Annotated in this window: 15 protein-coding genes; 14 read left to right on the top strand and 1 reads right to left on the bottom strand. The window is 45.1% G+C overall.

The genetic code is table 11. The annotated features are described in order from the left end of the window. Nucleotides 1-126: 126 nt before the first annotated feature. The 4 genes from A3EU_RS0117960 (at nucleotide 127) to A3EU_RS0117945 (ending at nucleotide 3,418) form a co-directional block, all read left to right on the top strand. The gene (locus A3EU_RS0117960) at nucleotides 127-1,374 is read left to right on the top strand and encodes a T9SS type A sorting domain-containing protein (protein WP_425412706.1); all 1,248 of its coding nucleotides are present in this window, start codon (nucleotides 127-129) and stop codon (nucleotides 1,372-1,374) included. Between the two features lie 284 nt (nucleotides 1,375-1,658). Next, a complete protein-coding gene (locus A3EU_RS0117955; protein WP_020537578.1) occupies nucleotides 1,659-2,228 on the top strand; it encodes a Crp/Fnr family transcriptional regulator in 570 nt (189 codons plus the stop codon). Nucleotides 2,229-2,333: 105 nt separating this feature from the next. Further along, on the top strand, nucleotides 2,334-3,101 hold the full coding sequence (locus A3EU_RS0117950) for an MBL fold metallo-hydrolase (RefSeq protein WP_020537577.1): 768 nt from the start codon (nucleotides 2,334-2,336) through the stop codon (nucleotides 3,099-3,101). 74 nt (nucleotides 3,102-3,175) lie between these two features. Continuing rightward, complete coding sequence (locus A3EU_RS0117945; RefSeq protein WP_020537576.1) at nucleotides 3,176-3,418, top strand: GlsB/YeaQ/YmgE family stress response membrane protein; 243 nt, start codon at nucleotides 3,176-3,178, stop codon at nucleotides 3,416-3,418. Nucleotides 3,419-3,899: 481 nt separating this feature from the next. On the opposite strand, the gene A3EU_RS0117940 is transcribed toward A3EU_RS0117945, so the two are convergent. Next, complete coding sequence (locus A3EU_RS0117940; RefSeq protein ID WP_020537575.1) at nucleotides 3,900-5,030, bottom strand: Gfo/Idh/MocA family protein; 1,131 nt, start codon at nucleotides 5,028-5,030, stop codon at nucleotides 3,900-3,902. Nucleotides 5,031-5,171: 141 nt separating this feature from the next. Here A3EU_RS0117940 and A3EU_RS0117930 point away from each other — a divergent pair, with 141 nt between their 5' ends. From A3EU_RS0117930 to A3EU_RS0117885, 10 genes are all read left to right on the top strand, one after another. Beyond that, nucleotides 5,172-6,068: a hypothetical protein gene (locus A3EU_RS0117930; RefSeq protein ID WP_020537573.1), complete on the top strand. Its 897-nt coding sequence runs from the start codon at nucleotides 5,172-5,174 to the stop codon at nucleotides 6,066-6,068. A 444-nt stretch (nucleotides 6,069-6,512) separates the two neighbouring features. Next, a complete protein-coding gene (locus A3EU_RS0117925; protein WP_020537572.1) occupies nucleotides 6,513-7,067 on the top strand; it encodes a hypothetical protein in 555 nt (184 codons plus the stop codon). Nucleotides 7,068-7,136: 69 nt separating this feature from the next. Further along, the gene (locus A3EU_RS0117920; protein ID WP_020537571.1) at nucleotides 7,137-7,628 is read left to right on the top strand and encodes a RidA family protein; all 492 of its coding nucleotides are present in this window, start codon (nucleotides 7,137-7,139) and stop codon (nucleotides 7,626-7,628) included. 170 nt (nucleotides 7,629-7,798) lie between these two features. Next, a complete protein-coding gene (locus A3EU_RS0117915) occupies nucleotides 7,799-9,085 on the top strand; it encodes a phenylacetate--CoA ligase family protein (RefSeq protein WP_020537570.1) in 1,287 nt (428 codons plus the stop codon). Between the two features lie 51 nt (nucleotides 9,086-9,136). Next, nucleotides 9,137-9,292 (top strand): hypothetical protein, encoded by a 156-nt coding sequence (locus A3EU_RS34310; RefSeq protein ID WP_020537569.1) that lies wholly within the window; start codon nucleotides 9,137-9,139, stop codon nucleotides 9,290-9,292. 475 nt (nucleotides 9,293-9,767) lie between these two features. After that, on the top strand, nucleotides 9,768-12,152 hold the full coding sequence (locus tag A3EU_RS0117905) for a TonB-dependent receptor (RefSeq protein ID WP_020537568.1): 2,385 nt from the start codon (nucleotides 9,768-9,770) through the stop codon (nucleotides 12,150-12,152). 5 nt (nucleotides 12,153-12,157) lie between these two features. Next, complete coding sequence (locus A3EU_RS0117900; RefSeq protein WP_020537567.1) at nucleotides 12,158-13,063, top strand: DUF4249 family protein; 906 nt, start codon at nucleotides 12,158-12,160, stop codon at nucleotides 13,061-13,063. A gap of 412 nt (nucleotides 13,064-13,475) precedes the next feature. Continuing rightward, a complete protein-coding gene (locus A3EU_RS0117895) occupies nucleotides 13,476-14,651 on the top strand; it encodes a T9SS type A sorting domain-containing protein (RefSeq protein ID WP_169433370.1) in 1,176 nt (391 codons plus the stop codon). A gap of 193 nt (nucleotides 14,652-14,844) precedes the next feature. Continuing rightward, nucleotides 14,845-15,876 carry a serine hydrolase domain-containing protein gene (locus A3EU_RS0117890; protein WP_020537565.1) on the top strand — a complete coding sequence of 344 codons (1,032 nt, stop codon included), beginning with the start codon at nucleotides 14,845-14,847 and terminating at the stop codon, nucleotides 15,874-15,876. After that, nucleotides 15,873-16,715: a helix-turn-helix domain-containing protein gene (locus tag A3EU_RS0117885; protein WP_020537564.1), complete on the top strand. Its 843-nt coding sequence runs from the start codon at nucleotides 15,873-15,875 to the stop codon at nucleotides 16,713-16,715. The genes A3EU_RS0117890 and A3EU_RS0117885 overlap by 4 nt, the downstream gene beginning before the upstream one ends. The last annotated feature ends 1,106 nt before the right edge of the window (nucleotides 16,716-17,821 follow it).

Raw genomic sequence — 17,821 nt, 5'->3', positions numbered from 1 at the left:
ACAGTAGTATACGTATACGCATTCGACGAAGAAGGCAACTACGATTACTGTGAGACTTANGTATTGGTACAGCAGCACGTTGACTGTGACGGTCCTGATGGNGATGGAACCATTGCTGGTGTAATCATGACNGAGAACAACGAAACGGTAGAAGGTGTAGAGGTGAGCATTAGTGGAGGCATGGCTTCTATGATGGTTACAAATACTGACGGAACTTACAACTTCAGTAATTTGGCACTAGGAGGTGATTACTCTGTAACGCCTTACCTGAATGCNAACCCACTGAATGGTGTATCTACTTTCGACTTAGTGTTGATTAGCAAGCACATCTTAGGAACGCAGCCATTGAACAGTCCTTACAAGCAGATTGCTGCTGACGTTAATCGTTCTTCAAGCATTACTACACTGGATATGATCCAGCTTCGTAAGTTGATTTTGAACATCGATACGGAATTTGCTAACAACACAAGCTGGCGCTTTGTAGATGCAGCTTACAGCTTCCCAGTAGCGACCAACCCTTGGTTCGAAGCATTCCCTGAGTTGATTAACGAGAATAACCTTGCGGGCGACATCCTAGATGCAGACTTCGTAGGCGTTAAGATCGGTGATGTTAACGGATCAGCACAAGCTAATGCATTGGCAGGTGACGATCGCACATTGAATGGTCAGTTTAACCTCGTTGCTGAGAACATCGCAGTGAAAGCGGGCAATACTTACACGGTAGCAATTACCGGTGAGAACATGTCTGTGGTTGAAGGCTTCCAGGGTACATTGAACCTAAACGGCGCAGAATTGGTAGACATCGAGTACGGTGTTGCTGGTGCTGAGAACTTCGGTATGCGTTACGCTGCTGAAGGCATGATCACAATGAGCTGGAACGAAAATGGCGGTACAGACGCGATGCATCGCGTCTCCGCTGAGGATGTACTGTTTAGCTTGGTAATCCGCCCAACGGCAGATGCTGACTTGAGCGATATCATCAATGTATCTAGCCGTTATACAGCAGCTGAAGCATACCCCTCTGTCCTTGCGGACATCTCCCCTGAGAGGGGAGAAGAGGTGCTCGATTTAGGGGTAGTGTTCAGCAACGGTACAGACGCTTTGCAAAGCGTCTTCACGCTATACCAGAATACGCCTAACCCATTTGCTGCAGAGACCATGATTGGTTTCAACTTGCCAACAGATGAGGAAGCAACAGTAACGATCAGCGACGCAAGTGGCCGTGTACTCACAGTAGTACGTGGTGATTACGCAGCTGGTTACAACACCATCAACCTGACCAAGGAGATGATCCAAGGTGCAACAGGCGTATTGACTTACACGGTAACTGCCGGTGAGTTCACTGCTACCAAGCAGATGATTTCCTTTAAATAATGTTTTAAGGATTTAAGGATGATGACTTTATAGGTAGTAGCGGGTAGGTAGTGATACCTGCCCGCTTTACTTTTTAAGATTTTGCGTGAAGAGAAAATTACTACTCAGAGCCAAGTGAAGTAACCCTAATAAACTTGTTTTAGATGGTTAACCCGTGACGAGTGCAGTTGTTTTTTGTGGTTATTCCTTACAATCCAGAGCGCTGAATTCCTGTATCGAGTGATTGATATAACACTGTGTATATTTGTTGGTGATTTCAGAGGATATTCCTAATTCAGTATATTATGAAGGACCAGCTGTCTGATTTTTTTCTTAAGGAATTCCCCTTTCATAAGGAAGGGCTGGATGAGTTTATGGCTAGTTTTAAAGTCAAGTATTACAAAAAGAAGTCGCTATTGTTAAGTGCGGGGCAAAAAGCACAGGAGCTACGCTTCTTAAACGAAGGAGTTGTTCGGGAATATTACCAGAGTGATGGTAAAGAGAGTAATATAAATTTCTATGATGGGCCCCAGTTTGTAACAGATTTCTCGGCCTTTAATAGAGGGGCTACCACACTGAAATATCAGGAATGCCTGACGGAGATAGAAGTACGTGTGATGGCAAAAAGTACCTTTCTTGAGTTGTTAGAAACCTATGAATGTGGAGGAGTAATTGTACAAAGAACCTTTGAGCGGTTATTAGCAGAAAAAGAAAAGTCAATGTACAGCAGATTGATGAAAACACCAGAAGAATTATATCAACAAATAGCAGCAAAAAAGGCCAACTGGTTACAGAAAGTACCTCAATACCATATCGCTTCTTATTTAGGGGTTACCCCCGAAACACTCAGTAGAATAAGAAGTAAAATGAGGTAGTATGGAATGATTTATTTCTTGATTTGAATCAATGAATGTGGGGTAAAGAGCAAGTAGTTTTGCTTTTCTAATGAATTACCTGAGAAAAGAAAAATCACGCTTACAATGAAGATTCATCATTTACGAAACGCAACCCTTATCATCGAATCAGGACCATTGCATATTTTGGTAGACCCGATGCTAGGTAAACGTGGGGCGTTTATGCCGTTTACTCTTTTTAGATTTAAAGCGCGTCGTAATCCGCTTGTGAATTTACCCGATAACAGCGAAGCCTTATTAGCGAAAGTAACGCACTGTCTAATTACGCACCAGCATCCCGATCATATTGATGACGCAGGTGTGGCCTTTTTACGCGATAAGCAAATACCGGTGATATGTAGCCAAAAGGATACCAGGGCACTTGAAAGAAGAGACCTTTCTGTAAGTTTGTCGCTGGAATATGGTGAAATAACATCTGCTTTAGGCGGCTCAGTGACGGGAATACCTGCCCGACATGGTTATGGTTTCATTGCAGGCCCGATGGGGAATGTAATGGGGTTTTATTTGGAATTATCAGAGGCACCTACCCTTTATATCAGTGCAGATACTATTTATACTAAAGCGGTAGATGATGTACTGAGGAATTCTAGACCAGCTATCAGCATTGTCGCAGGCGGTGCTGCACAGTTGGATGTGGGAAGCCCACTGTTGATGACGATAGAAGACATTGTGAAATTTGTACGTAATGCTCCGGGGCAGGTTGTCATTAATCATTTAGAGGCACTGAATCATTGCCCAACGACAAGGCAACAATTAAGAACGCTATTGCAGGAGCAGGAGCTTTTGTACAAAGCTTATCTTCCTGAAGATGGAGAAACTTTGGTGTTTGAATGATCTAGTTCGTTGTTTGAAAAATCCTTACCTTAAGCAAGACAAAATTGAATTATCAAAACAAAACGACATTAACTATGAGTCTTCTGTACTTTATTATCATTGGAGCAGTTGCGGGCTGGTTGGCTGGTCAGATTATGAAAGGTGGTGGTTTTGGGCTGCTTGTGAATATTATCCTCGGTATTATTGGTGGCGCTGTTGGTGGCTGGTTGTTTGGGCAGCTGGGCATCTCTGCCGGTGGCGGACTGTCTGGGTCTCTCATTACAGCTACAGTGGGTGCAGTAGCGGTTCTTTTTGTAGCAGGATTATTCAAAAAGTAGACTGCTTCATTGTTTATTAGAAAATAAACATAAGTCATCCCGAATTTTGGCTAAGGCCAAAATCCAGCCTGACTTTAGCTTAGAAAGAGTCATTAAATAGCCTGAAAAGAGTGATTTATCTGACTATTTGTAGAAAACCCCATGATTTCACTAATAGAAATCATAGGGTTTCTTCTTTAACGATAGGTTTTACAGTTGGTCAGCACGGATTTTGATGACAATCAAAATTCGGGATGACTCCTGTTTTTAGAAGAGATCGTGGCAGCTCATGCTTACATGGAGGGCAATCATGACAAAGGAAAATTGGTGGTGATGGTGTAGCGCTGGTAGCATAAGACCCGAACCGAATCCCGACCTTCCATCGGGAGAGGGCGGGGCCGGAGGCCGCAAGGGCAAAGGATGGGCGCGGTATGCAATGCGCAGCACTGCATAAGAGCAGACAGCCTGGTGCCGAGGCACGAAGGCATGACCCCAAATAACTTTAAGAACCAAAGAATCCCTTCCAATTAACGGTTTTGCCCGTTTGGGCGGAGACTTTAGCAGCCTCTAAAATTTGCATTACGCGGAGGTTGTTGGTCAACGCGGATACGTCCCAAGGATTGACGGTGTAGCCATACTGGATCACTTGAGAAAGGTAAGCGAAGGGATCGTGTAAGCCTGGAGAAAGTGGTTCGGCAAGGTGAGGTTGTGGCCCTTTGGCTTCCTCTTTCATGACGATCATATCGGTGCCATTTTTACAGAAGATGTAGCCGTGGGTACCATAAACCTCCATCTCTTTGCGGTTGTGTGACCAGTTCCAGGACGCCTGAATGACGACCTGAGTTGTTGGGTAGGTAATGATGATGGTGGCCTCGTCTTCTACCTTAGGGTACAGGTCTGGTTTGATTTTTTGGGTGATGCAGGTAACCGTTAGGGGTACCTCTCCCTGTGTGAGCCAGGTGGTAAGATTGGCGCCATAGCAGCCAAAATCGGTGAGGGCACCACCGCCATTGAGAACCGGGTCGATTAGCCATTCTACAAATTCGGGGTTACAACCGATTTCGATGGGGCCAGGGTGGCCGGTATAGAAATTGAGGTGCCGAAGATCGCCGATGGCCTGCTGCTCGTGGTAGAGGTCGTAAGCTTCTTCGTTGCTGCCATACCAGGAGGTTTCGTAGTTAGTGAGCAGGTGGATATTGTGCTTTTGGGCGAGTGCTGCCATCTGCTGAGCGTGCTCCCAACTGACGGCCAGTGGCTTCTCTACCATGACGTGAATACCACGGGGAGCGCAATATTTAACTACAGAAAGGTGATCATAAATGGTATTGAAAGCCGTGACAGCCTGAGGCTTTTGGGCCGCAACCATTTCCTCGATGGTACTGTAAACAAGGTCCATAGAATAGCCGTGTTGTAGGCTGTACTGCTCCGCTAGCTGGCGATTAGGCTCCACAATGCCAACAATTTCGATATCTCCTTGATCTTCACGCCCCAATATCCAGTGGACGTGCGTGTGTACCAAGCCGATCACGCCAACCCTTAAAGGAGGCTCAGAGCGAAGCGGCTCGGACACCGGATTGGTGGTTTGGGCCATGATGCTGAATTGAGTGAGGAGGAAAAAGAGTAATAATCGCATGTCAGCTGTTTTCGTTGCAACGAAGATGCGGATTAACTGCTTTAATGCAAAATCACCATTGTTGGCTGCACAAGAGAGTGTGGATGCAATCGATTAACTAAAAAATTAGTTAATTGCATTGTTCATCAAACCCTTGTAACTATGATAACCCGAACAATAGGCCTGTCCCTTTGCCTGAGTATCGTTTTTTTGACGACTGGCAAAGCTCAGCAAGTACCAGATACGAGCACTTTTTTTGTGATAGACAAAATGACGTATCCAGATAAGGATGGCCCATTGATCTACGTAGATGCTGGTCATAATAATTTTCACACCCTGGCGGGGAGGTACGTTGCCTTCGGGAATGTGTTGGCTGCGGATGGTTATCAACTGGCTGATCAGCCTGACGAAATTACGCCTGCGGTACTAGAAAAATGTGAGGTGTATGTGATTGCCAATCCGTTGCACGAAAGCAATGTAGGCAATTGGGAAAACCCCTGTCTGAGTGCTTTTTCAGAGCAGGAAATAACCGCATTGAAGAACTGGGTAGCCGAAGGCGGCTGTCTTTTCCTGATTGCGGACCACATGCCTTTTGGTGGAGCTGCCAAAGACTTGGGCGCAGCCTTTGGCGTAGAGTGGCTCAATTGTTTTGCGATGGATAACCGTCGCCGCAGCGCAGATCGTTTTAGCCACAAGCGCGGGAATTTGGGGAAGGTAGGCGTGACAGAAAACATTAGTATGGTCGTTACTTTCACAGGTAGTGCTTTTAAAGCACCAGCTACGGCTTCGGTGGTAGTAGGGCTAGATGAGAATTTTACGCTGCTAAGCCCTGCGGTAGCCTGGCAATTTGATGACGATAGCTTGTATGAACCTGGAGCAGGTTGGCAGCAGTTGGCTTACTTTCCTTATGAGAAAGGCAAGGTAGTGGTGAGTGGGGAAGCAGCTATGTTTTCGGCTCAATTATCGGGCCCTCGCGAGCAAAAAGTAGGAATGAATAGTGAATTGGCTAAGGAAAACGTGCAATTGCTGCGGAATTTGGTGAGTTGGCTGGTAGATTAGTTTTTTTTGTTGGTAATTTTTTATTTAAAAACAAAATAGCTATATTTGTAATAAGAACTGGCTTGACTTCCAGGTTCTATAATCGTAGGTCATTACCCTTATTTAGTCGATAAGGCATTCAGAGGAATTTTTTAGCGTATTGTTTGGCTGCTGTTGTTATGACAGCAGATGTAAGCGCACGCCCCTAATGGTCGTGAGGCCAGGGGGTGGATTCGGCGGTCCGGCAGCTGGGTGGGTCCCTCCCACTTGAGGGTCGTATGCCTGGCATTTTTTTTAAGTATCTGGCTTATAGCGTATTGTGTGTTTTGTTGCTCTCCTGTTTTAAATACCTCTGCGAGGCGCCTCCGTTACGCTAGTAATGTTTAAATTGGTATAGTGAGTAAATTACATAGCACTCTTTCTTGTTGAATTTTAGTATTATTGTTGAAATAGATATTCCAGCGAATGAAAAACCTCTGGCAAAAAATCCGTCAAGTCGACACCAATTTTCTCATTGCTATTTCTGCAGTAGTTATCAGTTTGTGCGCCCTGATTGTTTCCTTTCAAGAGGTGCGTATTATGCGTCAGCAGCAGCAAGTGTCCATGTATCCTCACCTTTCGTTAGGCCAAATTTACAGTACAGAAGGTTTTGAGATTAAGTTGCGTAACAGTGGTATTGGCCTGGCAAAAATCAATAGTGTACAGGTTTCTGATGGAGAACGCTACTATAAAAACTGGTTAGAGATTATTGAGGCCGAATTACCTGATAGCTTGCAGTTTGGCTATGAGGCACTTGTCTCAAATACAGTCAACAAAAAAATGATCATCCCCGGCGAAGAGGTTACCTTGTTTTTTGTAAAATGGACCCCTGCAACCCGATTGTTAGAGCAAAGAATGAAAGAGATGACTATGACTATTTGCTATTCCTCGCTGTTGGAGGAATACTGGTCAATAGAAAATGATATACGCCAACAGCTTTCGCGCCCTTGCAAAAGGATAGAAAGCGAACAGTTTTACTAACACGCTACGCCTTAATGAGCGCCTCATTTCGTAATTTTATACCATTCCTATATTAATTCCCTCTTGTGTATGAAATGTTTGAACTATCGTTATTGGTTAGGTCTTGGCGTATTTTTTTTATTAATAGGCTGTTGTTGCGCTACCGGTAGTGAGGAAAATTCTGCGATCCAAGAAGAACAATCGCCTCCCATTTTCCATCCCACGCACGAACCCAGCAAAGTCAATGCTCCCTACAGCGACATCGTTCAGGTGGATAACCTCTACTTTCTGGCAGGCCAAATTGGGAAAGACCACACCAAAGGCACTTTGGTAGAAGGGGGCATTGAGGCCGAAACCCGTCAGTGCCTGGAAAATATCAAAGCCGTCTTGGCACAGCATGATATGACCATGGCCAATGTCGTCAAAGTGCTGGTTATTCTGGATGATATCAACGATTTTGCAGCTTTTAATGAAGTTTATAAAACGTACCTCCCTCAAAAGCCCGCCCGCACCACCTTTGCGGCGGAAGCCCTTGCCGCGGGCGCCAAAATAGAAATAGAAGTGGTGGCTGTCGGGGATTAGGAGAGTGTAAAAGTTGGGTGGGGGGTAAAGGTTGTATGACTTACGCTCTCAGAAAGGCAGCTTTCTACCTTTAAACCCGGCATTCAGACCTAGCGGCACGATGCCGCTACTGGAAGGTCACCAGCAGACCATCTAACCAACCAACGANCAACTATCGAACCCCAAAAAACATGCTCTACAACACCTCCATCGAAACGCTTCCGCTAGCAAAACTTCGCCAGCTGCAAAGCGAGCGCCTATGCGCACTCGTTAACCGCTTGTACGAAAAGGTCCCTTTCTACCGTCAGCAGTTCACGGTAGCAGGCCTAATGCCTGGCGATATCAAAGGCATCGAAGACCTGCGTCGGTTGCCTTTTACGCGGAAAAAGGACCTGCGTGATAATTATCCTTACGGAATGTTTGCGACGCCAATGGAGGAAGTTCGCCGTATCCATGCTTCTAGTGGCACAACAGGAAAACCCACCGTCGTGGGTTATAATCAGCACGATCTGGGGGTGTTCAACGAGGTCGTCGCGCGGTCGCTGGTAGCTGCGGGTGCCCGCCCCGGTATGCGACTTCATAACGCCTACGGCTATGGCTTGTTTACTGGCGGACTAGGTATGCACGGTGGTGCTACACGGTTGGGGATGGCCGTTATCCCGGTGTCTGGTGGTATGACGGATAGGCAATTGACCATCCTTCAGGATTTCGCGCCAGAGGTGATTTGTTGTACGCCTTCTTACGCTCAAACCCTTGCTGCCGAATGCGCCAAGCGCGGTATTGATCCCGCGGCCCTGAATACCCGTTACGCGGTGCTTGGGGCCGAACCTTGGACAGAAGCTATTCGCCAACAAGTAGAAAAAGGCTTGCAGGTCAGTGCCACCAATATTTATGGCCTTAGCGAAATTATGGGGCCAGGTGTTTCCCAGGAAGATGTCGATGAAAAGGGTACAGGAAGTTACATATGGGAAGACCATTTCTTTCCCGAAGTTGTCGATAGAGACACCGGCCAACCATTGCCTTACGGCGAAGAGGGCGTGCTGGTTTTTACCACGCTTACCAAGCAGACATTTCCCCTGCTTCGCTACTGGACCAACGATATTTGCAGCCTACATTACGACCCCAATGGCAAACGTACCCACATCAAGATGGCGGCCATCAAAGGCCGTGCCGATGATATGCTCATTATCCGAGGCGTCAACCTGTTTTATACCCAAGTCGAAGAGGTGATTGAGCAAATGGATTTTTTAGTTCCTAATTATCGACTCATCGTCACGAGAGAAGGCACCATGGATCAGGTGGAAGTAAAAGTAGAAGTGGCTTCTGGCCTGGATGCGGCCAACCCGGATTTGGCGGCAGCGCTTTCGCAAAAGATTAAGAATACCATCGGTCTGTCTATGAAAATAAGCCTGCAAGCTCCAGGTAGTATCCCCGGTAGCGAGGGCGGAAAACTATCTAGGGTAGAGGATCGCCGATAGGCGTGAGGTTTTAGAACCACCAAAGGCACACCAAGGTTTTTTTACCTATTCATGGGTATTAATACTTTCCTGGAATCTACCGCCTCCGTTTCCTTTCTCGGCCTGGATATCAACGCCAGTGATGAATCAGGCCAAACAACTGCCATCCTTTATATGGTATTAGGTGGCGTGAGTTTGATAGCAGGCTATTTGATGTACCGTAAATAGGGAGTTACACAAAAACAACATTATCCCAAAAAAGAAGAGGGGACACTTATCGGTCCCCTCCCAAATAAAATATTATCTCCCCTAAGAAATAATGTCTTTCGTGGCCTTGATAACCTCAATGTGGTTGTCTTGGCCCACGACTCATCCTCAAATTTACGGAGCTCAGTCATCTACAAAGAGTGTATCCGGGTAACAGGGCACTCCCTCCTTGTCGTGTACCGTTTTTTACAGATAATTGGAAAAAAATGAAATAGGCGTAGTGGAGATCATCGACTCCCGCCATCAGTTGGTTGTATAGTTGCTGCTACTGGTAGAAAACATGAAATTAAGCAACAATTTCTGTCAACCTTTGCTGCCTGAATGCTATTAACTGTACATCCTGACTTAATTGATTTAGCTCTACTACTCTTCGGAGTGGTCGATATCAAAGCAATTTAATTGGGATAGTTTTTAACCTCGATCTCCAAAAAAAACGATGAAAACAACCTTAACTCAGCTTAGTCTGCTGCTTTTGGCACTGACTTTAAGCACCCTGTCCTTGCAAGCGCAAGAAAAATTTTCCCTCAGTGGCTATATCAGCGACGGCGAAACCGGCGAGACCCTCATCGGTGCTACCGTCTATGTACCCTCTTTACAGCAGGGCGTTACTTCCAACGAATATGGCTTTTATTCCCTTACACTACCTGCAGCTACTTACGAGGTGGAGTATAGTTACGTCGGTTTCGAAACGATCTTAGAAACTATCGACCTCACCAAAAACACAACGCTCTCGTTGGAACTGGGAGGCTCAGCGCAGCAACTCGAAGAAGTCGTCGTCACCTCAGAGGCCGCCAACCGCAATGTTTCGGATTTGCAAATGAGTACCAATTCCATGAATATGGAGACGCTCAAAAAGCTGCCAGCTCTCTTAGGCGAGGTCGAAGTATTGCGGAGTATTCAGCTCCTGCCCGGCGTCAGTACGGTAGGGGAGGGCGCTACTGGTTTCAATGTCCGTGGTGGTAGTATCGATCAGAATTTGGTACTGCTGGATGAGGCCCCCGTTTATAATTCTGCTCACCTCTTTGGCTTTTTTTCCGTCTTCAACCCCGACGCAGTAAAAGATGTGGAGTTGTTTAAAGGAGGTATTCCTGCCCGCTACGGCGGTCGCCTTTCCTCTATTTTGGATGTTCGAATGAAAGAAGGGAATAGCAAGAAGCTGGCCGTAAATGGTGGTGTCGGCTTCATCTTTAGCCGCTTGGCGGTAGAGGCTCCTATCGTAAAAGATAAGGCTTCCTTCATCGTTGCGGCACGCCGTTCTTATATCGATGTCTTGGCTAAGCCTTTCCTGAATGATGACTTGGGAGAGACCACACTGAATTTCTACGACCTTACGCTCAAAACCAACTACAAACTCAACGAAAATAACCAGTTTTTCCTGTCGGGCTATTTTGGTCGCGACAACTTCGGTTTTGGTGATGCAGCTGGTTTCGATTGGGGTAACCAAACTACCTCACTGCGCTGGAATCACATTTTCAGCAACAAGCTTTTTGCCAATACCACGCTTTATTACAGTAACTACGAATACAGTATTGATTTTGGCGATACCGCCGAAAATGCTTTCGACTGGACGGCGAAAATCGTGAACACGAGTATCAAGCCGCGCTTCACGTATTACATTACACCCAATAATATCCTGCGCTTTGGCGGCCAGGCCATCAACTATCGTTTTGAACCAGCCAATGCTTTCATCTCCAGTGATGGTGAAACCCAGGACATCAGCCTCGACGAGCGCTTTGCACTAGAAGGTGGCTTATACATAGAAAATGAGCAGACCTTGGGCGAACGCTGGCAACTTAATTACGGTGTACGCTGGTCCTACTTTAGCCTCATGGGCAAAGGGAATGCCTACACTTTTGGTGATGCCCTCAACCCCAACGAAGGTCGCCCACTTTTAGGGGTCGAGACTTTTGGGAAAGGAGAACTGATTCAAGACTTCAACAATTTTGAGCCCCGCGCAGCTATCAAATATCAGCTCAGCCCCGACAATTCCATCAAGGCCAGCTACAACCGTACCTCCCAGTACATTCACTTGTTGTCCAACACGGTAGCTTCTACGCCAGTAGATATTTGGTTGCCGAGTACCAACAATGTGCAGCCACAAATGGCCGACCAGTTTGCCATCGGCTACTTCCAAAATTTCAAAGACAATACCTACGAGACGTCCGTCGAGTTTTACTACAAGAATATGGATCACCAAGTCGACTACATCGACGGTGCGGACCTCGTACTCAACGAGTTTGTTGAAGGCCAGATCCTTGAAGGTGACGGTCGCGCCTACGGAATGGAGGTACAGGTGCAAAAAAACAAAGGCAAATTCACCGGATGGGTTAGCTACACGCTGGGCCGCAGTGAACGCCTCGTAGAAGGGATCAACAATGACGAATGGTACCCCAACCGGTTTGACCAAACCCACAACCTCAGCCTAACCACTTTTTACGAACTCAGTAAGCGCCTTTCTGTCAGTGCGGTATTTGTTTACAATACGGGTACGCCTGCTACTTTTCCGACCTCTCGTTATACGGTGGCCGGTTACACCATTCCGCACATCACCGATGGCAGCCGCAACAACGTACGCATTCCTTCTTATCACCGCCTTGATCTTTCTGCAACCCTCGAAGGCAAGCGCAATGAAGAGCGCCGCTGGCAGAGCAGTTGGGTCTTCTCGGTGTATAATGTGTACAATCGCCGCAATCCTTTTTCCATCTATTTTCAGCAGAATTCCGACCGTATCCCCGTAGGGCAGCCCGCCACCACCGAAGCTGTACGTTTTTCTGTGGTCGGCAATTTCATTCCTTCTATCGCTTACAACTTCAAATTCTAAGAACCATGAACAAGCTCCTATATATTCCCGCTTTTTTATTGTTGCTGGCCAGCTTCAGCTGTACGGACGTCGTTGATATCGACGCTAATTTCGAAAAATCAGAACTGGTAGTCGATGCCTGGCTCAACCAGCTGGATACCACGCAGACCGTATACCTTTCGCTTTCGCAGGACTATTTTCAGGCAACTGCACCACCAGCAGTAACCGATGCCACTGTAATTTTGCTCAATGATACCAAAGGCACACAAATCCCCTTTACCCACAAAGGCAATGGGGCTTACGAATGGACGCCCCAGTCCGGTGAAGTGATCGGCGACATAGGCGATGCGTTTACCCTTAGTGTTGGGTATCAAGATTGGAACTATGAGGCAGCATCCTTGCTCAATCCTGCTCCCCCCGTCGATTCTATCGTTTACGAATTCCGTGAGGAGGAACTTGGTTTCCCCGCCGGTATCTATGCCCAGTTTTACGCCCGCGACCTACCTGGTCTAGGCAATACTTATTGGGTCAAGACCTACAAAAATGGTGTGTTTTTAAACAAACCTAGTGAGATGAATGTCTCTGCTGATGGTACTTTTGATCTAGGTTCCGGCACGGATGCTATTGTTTTCATTCCGCCTATTCGCGAGACCATCAATCGTATCCCGGATGAAGATACGGAAGATGATGATTCTGTTCCCCCTTACGCTATCGGCGATGAAATTCGCGTAGAAATTCACGCTATCACCAATTCTGCTTTTCGCTTTTTGGGTATCGCCCGAGAGCAAATGACCAATGGTGAAAATACCATTTTCGCCCTCCCCGTAGCTAATTCGCCCACCAATGTAGTGGGGCTAGAAGCAGATGCGCCGAAGGCCTTGGGCTTCTTTAATATTGCGATGATAACGGCAATGGAGGTGACGGTAGAGTAGGAGGCATTTGTAGTATGAACGCTACCTGCGTTTTGTAACATGAGTCATCCCAAATTTTGATTGTCATCAAAATCCGTGCTGACCAACTGCAAAACCTATAGTTAAAGAAGAAACCCCATGATTTCACTAATAGAAATCGTGGGGTTTTCTACAAAAGTCAGATAAATCAATCTTTTCAGCTATTTAATGACTCTTTCTAAGTTAAAGTCAGGCTGGATTTTGGCTAAGGCCAAAATTCGGGATGACTCATGTTTAGAACTGATTATCAGGTAGTTTACTTTCGGTAATTATTTTTGTAATATTTGCCGGGTTTATCCGACTTTGAACTAAAGAACTTATGAAAAAGTATTTGATTTTCTCCCTAGGGGTGATTTTTAGCGCGTCGCTTTTTGCGCAAAGCGATATCAAAATAATGAGTTACAATTTGTTGATTTATCCAGAAGGAGAGATGGTCAACAGGATTGATACTTTAAGTAAAATACTCGATTTTTACGAGCCTGATTTGTTGCTAGTGCAAGAGCTGAAGAGTGAACAGGGCTTGCAAAGTATTGCGGAAGAACTCAGTGCGCTTTTTGGCGATTATAAAGCAGGAACTTATGTTCCTCAAGTTTCAAATCCAGCAAACAGTTGGCGGCTTCAGCAGAATTTGGTTTTTAATGAAGCCGTTTTCGAATTGGTCAGTGAAGAGGCCATTGAGACGCCTTACCGAGATGTCAACTATTTTCAATTACGGATATTGGAGGAAGATGGAACGCCATCAACAGAGCTGTTGCATACTTATGTCACGCATTTAAAATCATCACAAGGTTCGACCAATGAGCAATTGAGGCTTTCGATGGTCGAAGTGTTGAATAATCATGTTTCGCTTTTGCCGTCAGCAAGTAATATCATTGTTGCTGGAGATTTTAATGTCTACTATGGTGGAGAGCCTGCTTACGAAGCCTTGCTCAGTCCAAATGGAACGAATACATTACATGATCCGATAGATATGCCTGGGTGGGCAGGTACGAATTTTCCCAATCAAGAAATTTTCACCCAATCGACGAGATTGTCGAGCCTGGCAGACGGTTCTGGAGGAGGTGTTGATGACCGATTTGACTTCATTCTGTTGTCAGAGCAGTTGATGAATCCAAATGCCAAGTACGTTTATCAAGCAGACAGTTATAAGGCATTGGGGAACAATGGAACGTGTTATAACCAAGATTTGATTGATTGTAGCACTGTGGATAATGTGCCTTTTGACATGCTAAGAGCGCTTTATTATATGTCAGATCATTTACCGATCGTATTGAATTTGGATATCAATGAGGCTGTTTCAACTGCTGAGTTACCGCTTTCGTCTGAAAGCCAGTTGATTGAAATTGCTCCCAACCCTGCCAATGCCCAGGTTGACTTTGTATGGCATGGAACCGGTCCGGTTGATTTACGTATTTTTAACTTGCATGGAAAGCTGATGCTAGCGCAAAAAGGATTGGAGCAAAGAACTACAATCGACATTGCCCAGTTACCTCAGGGATTGTATATGGTGCAAATGATAGACAAAGATGCTGGCGTACGTGAGGCTGCAAAATTGTTGATTCAACGATAGGGTGTTGTGAGGTTTGGAAGGAGGGGGCTCATCGTTGGCAGTCCTGGCGGAATTAAACCTCATGGTACAGGGTACAAAGTACGATGTACTTGGTATGGGGCTGAATTTTGGGGTTCTCAGACTCCGAGGAGGAACGAAAATTCGGAGGCCAGCAGGGCAGTACTTAAACACCTAACCTTGATAAAAATAACAAATGACGAAGCAACAAAGAACACTAATCATCAGGATAATATTGTTTGCTGGAACCTTCATCTCCATGTTCTTTGTACCATGGATTTTGGTAAAGGCTTGGATATTACCACTACCAGATACAGTTCAAGAGCAAGTCAATGAAGCTATTGGTCATGGGTTTGATGGGATGATTGTTTATGTGGATGAAGCTGGGAAGCCACCAGCATTTTATACAGGCGGTTGGAAAGACCGAAAAAACAAAATACCTGCCGACCCAAAATCCTTATTCAAGATTGCAAGCATCAGCAAGTTGTATACCGCTGTTGCTATTGCAAAATTAGCGAAAGATCAACGCTTGTCTTTAGATGAGACACTCGCTGATTACTATCCGGAACTGGTGGGTAGAATTGAAAACGCAGAAGAAATAACCTTGAGCTTGATGGTGCAACACCGGAGTGGTATTCCCAATTTTACCAATAACCCCGCTTATTGGGAAAACGAACAAGAAAACGGGAAGAAAGCCCTTGAGTTTGCCATCGATTTACCGGCTAGTTTTAAGCCTGATAAGGGGTATGAATATTCAAACACGAATTATTTGTTGCTCCGTGATATTATGGATAAGGTACTAGGTTATAGCCATCATGAATATATCAAGGAAGAAATATTGGTGCCACTCGATCTGAATAACACGTTTTTTTCGCTCAGCGAAGTGAATATGGATGATGTCATGAGTGGCTATTACGTTGGCTTTGAGGAAGACTTTAAAACCAATGAAAACGGCATGTTAGCTACGGCTGAGGATGTGGGCACATTTTTGAGGGCCTTAAACGATGGCACCGTATTTAAGGAAGGTGAAAAGGAAATATACTCCTCCATTTACGTGTACAAGCATGGAGGGTTAGTCGTTGGCTATCAGAGTCTTGCGGAGTATCACGAGGATATAGATGCAGTTGTTGTACAGTTTATAAATACGACTGATTTTGCGGGGTACGACTGGAATTTATCGGAGATTATCTATAGTCGGATTGTGAAAATTCTGAGAAAGGGGAAATGAAACTAAATCGCCAGGTTTTTAAGTACAAAGGCAAAGTATTAATAGAAAAAGCTGTAGTTAAACCTCCTTTCAAACACGAAGGCGTATTTCAAAATGAAGGTTGTTTCCTATACATGAAAGGAGCCGGGGCTAAAGTACTTTCCTCGGAGGACAATCTCCAAATCGCGGATAGAGAAGCCGTACTGCTTAAATGTGATACCTATTTCATTGATTTTATCAAGAGATCAGACAACCAGGAGGTAGAAGTCATCGCGATTCATTTATACCCGGATATTCTCAGGGAGCTTTATATCAATGAGTTGCCCGCTTTGATTGAAAAGCAAGCAAGCTACGCTCCAACCAAGCAGATCGTAGACCAGGAGGTGATCGCCAAGTTTATTGAATCTTTAGCGTTTTATTTCGAGAATCCTTCGTTGGTAAATGACGATTTGTTGGAGTTGAAAATCAAAGAGCTGATATTGCTGTTGGTGCAAACCCGAAATGTAGCGTCTGTTTTAGCACTTATCACCGATTTGTATTCTACCAGAACGACTACGCTCCGAGAGGTCGTCAACTTACATCTGTATTCCAACTTGTCGATGGAAGAACTTGCCAAGTTGAGTCAGATGAGTTTATCATCGTTTAAACGAGCGTTCAAAAAACAGTTTAACGACAGCCCTTCCAATTACATCAATGCTAAAAAGCTAGAGAAGGCCAAAGAGTTATTAACGGTCTCTGATTTATCCATTAGCGATGTAGCCTACAAGGCTGGATTTAATGATCCACTCTACTTTACCCGCTTTTTTAAGAAAAAAGAAGGCATTCCTCCCAGTGTTTTTCGGTCAAAACATGCTACTTGAGCCAAGTGTCCATAAAGCTGGCCTGATAGTCCATTTATACTCCTGATGCTGCCTGTACCTTTGTTTTAGAAGCACAACGTGATGTTTATCATCTTGGGCAAACGTCTTTATACCATAAAAAAGAGGGCATAAAACCATGAGGAAATCAATAAAAATCTTGTCAGGAATCGTTCTGCTTTTTCTAACGGTATTTGTACTAATGAGCATTTTTTGGGTAGCGGATTTGAGAACCGCCGACATTAAAAACAATACTCAAAGTGAGGCACAAATTCAGTTGGCCCACGATTTATTAGCTACAGCTATAAAAAAGCAAGGCTTGGATAGCATCCATCAATTTTCTACCTACAAGTTGGTTGGCACAGACGACTGGAAGGGCACGATGGGGGAGATGGGTAACCCTTGGGGCTGGAACAAGGATAAAGTAGCTTTTCGATTTAGTGTGAATGATTTTGATGGGCAAGTAGAAGTGCTGGAAGGAGTGCAAAAAGGCTTTGTGGCAGGTATCCAATCCTGGGATTATTACGAAAAGAAAGGTGATCGTTATGAATCCAAGGTCGAAGATGATGGTGGGAAAATATTCACCTTAGCTGCTTACCATTATTTTATTGAGTTGGGCAATCGCCTTGCCAAAGCTCCCTTTATCCGATATGCAGGGAAAGGCGAATTGGAAGGAAAGGAGATGGAAAAGGTTTTTGTGAGTTGGAGCAATGATAATACAAAAGATACAGACCATTATTTGTTGTGGATAGGNAAAAAATCGGGGTTAATTGAGGCTACAACATTTACAACAAGAGATAACCCGAAACCTGCTCCGGCTTTTCTATACGGCTCTATGCGTTTTGGTGATTTCAGGAATATTGATGGCGTCTTAATTCCATTTAAGCAAACTGCTCAAGTGATGAGCCCAAAGGATGACATCAATGATTACCTCCACCAGTTGACGATTCATGAATTTGAATGGGATAACTTTGCCGTTTCAGAGATACGCCCGCTTTCAGGAGTTGTGCCTATTGGGGATGATAAGCCAGGGAGTTAAGCCCCAAAACAAAAAAAGCCTCCGAATACCCAAGGGTATCGGAGGCTTTGAATGAGGTGCTAAAATCTGT

This window comes from Lewinella cohaerens DSM 23179 (genome assembly GCF_000379805.1).
Lineage (GTDB): Bacteria > Bacteroidota > Bacteroidia > Chitinophagales > Saprospiraceae > Lewinella > Lewinella cohaerens.
This window is presented reverse-complemented; position numbering and strand designations above follow the sequence as displayed.

Bases quoted from the DNA above. Each gene is read 5' to 3' on its own strand.
- A3EU_RS0117955 (WP_020537578.1), top strand. From the start codon at position 1,659: ATGAAGGACCAGCTGTCTGATTTTTTTCTTAAGGAATTCCCCTTTCAT.
- A3EU_RS0117950 (WP_020537577.1), top strand. From the start codon at position 2,334: ATGAAGATTCATCATTTACGAAACGCAACCCTTATCATCGAATCAGGA.
- A3EU_RS0117945 (WP_020537576.1), top strand. From the start codon at position 3,176: ATGAGTCTTCTGTACTTTATTATCATTGGAGCAGTTGCGGGCTGGTTG.
- A3EU_RS0117940 (WP_020537575.1), bottom strand. From the start codon at position 5,030: ATGCGATTATTACTCTTTTTCCTCCTCACTCAATTCAGCATCATGGCC.
- A3EU_RS0117930 (WP_020537573.1), top strand. From the start codon at position 5,172: ATGATAACCCGAACAATAGGCCTGTCCCTTTGCCTGAGTATCGTTTTT.
- A3EU_RS0117925 (WP_020537572.1), top strand. From the start codon at position 6,513: ATGAAAAACCTCTGGCAAAAAATCCGTCAAGTCGACACCAATTTTCTC.
- A3EU_RS0117920 (WP_020537571.1), top strand. From the start codon at position 7,137: ATGAAATGTTTGAACTATCGTTATTGGTTAGGTCTTGGCGTATTTTTT.
- A3EU_RS0117915 (WP_020537570.1), top strand. From the start codon at position 7,799: ATGCTCTACAACACCTCCATCGAAACGCTTCCGCTAGCAAAACTTCGC.
- A3EU_RS34310 (WP_020537569.1), top strand. From the start codon at position 9,137: ATGGGTATTAATACTTTCCTGGAATCTACCGCCTCCGTTTCCTTTCTC.
- A3EU_RS0117905 (WP_020537568.1), top strand. From the start codon at position 9,768: ATGAAAACAACCTTAACTCAGCTTAGTCTGCTGCTTTTGGCACTGACT.
- A3EU_RS0117900 (WP_020537567.1), top strand. From the start codon at position 12,158: ATGAACAAGCTCCTATATATTCCCGCTTTTTTATTGTTGCTGGCCAGC.
- A3EU_RS0117895 (WP_169433370.1), top strand. From the start codon at position 13,476: ATGAGTTACAATTTGTTGATTTATCCAGAAGGAGAGATGGTCAACAGG.
- A3EU_RS0117890 (WP_020537565.1), top strand. From the start codon at position 14,845: ATGACGAAGCAACAAAGAACACTAATCATCAGGATAATATTGTTTGCT.
- A3EU_RS0117885 (WP_020537564.1), top strand. From the start codon at position 15,873: ATGAAACTAAATCGCCAGGTTTTTAAGTACAAAGGCAAAGTATTAATA.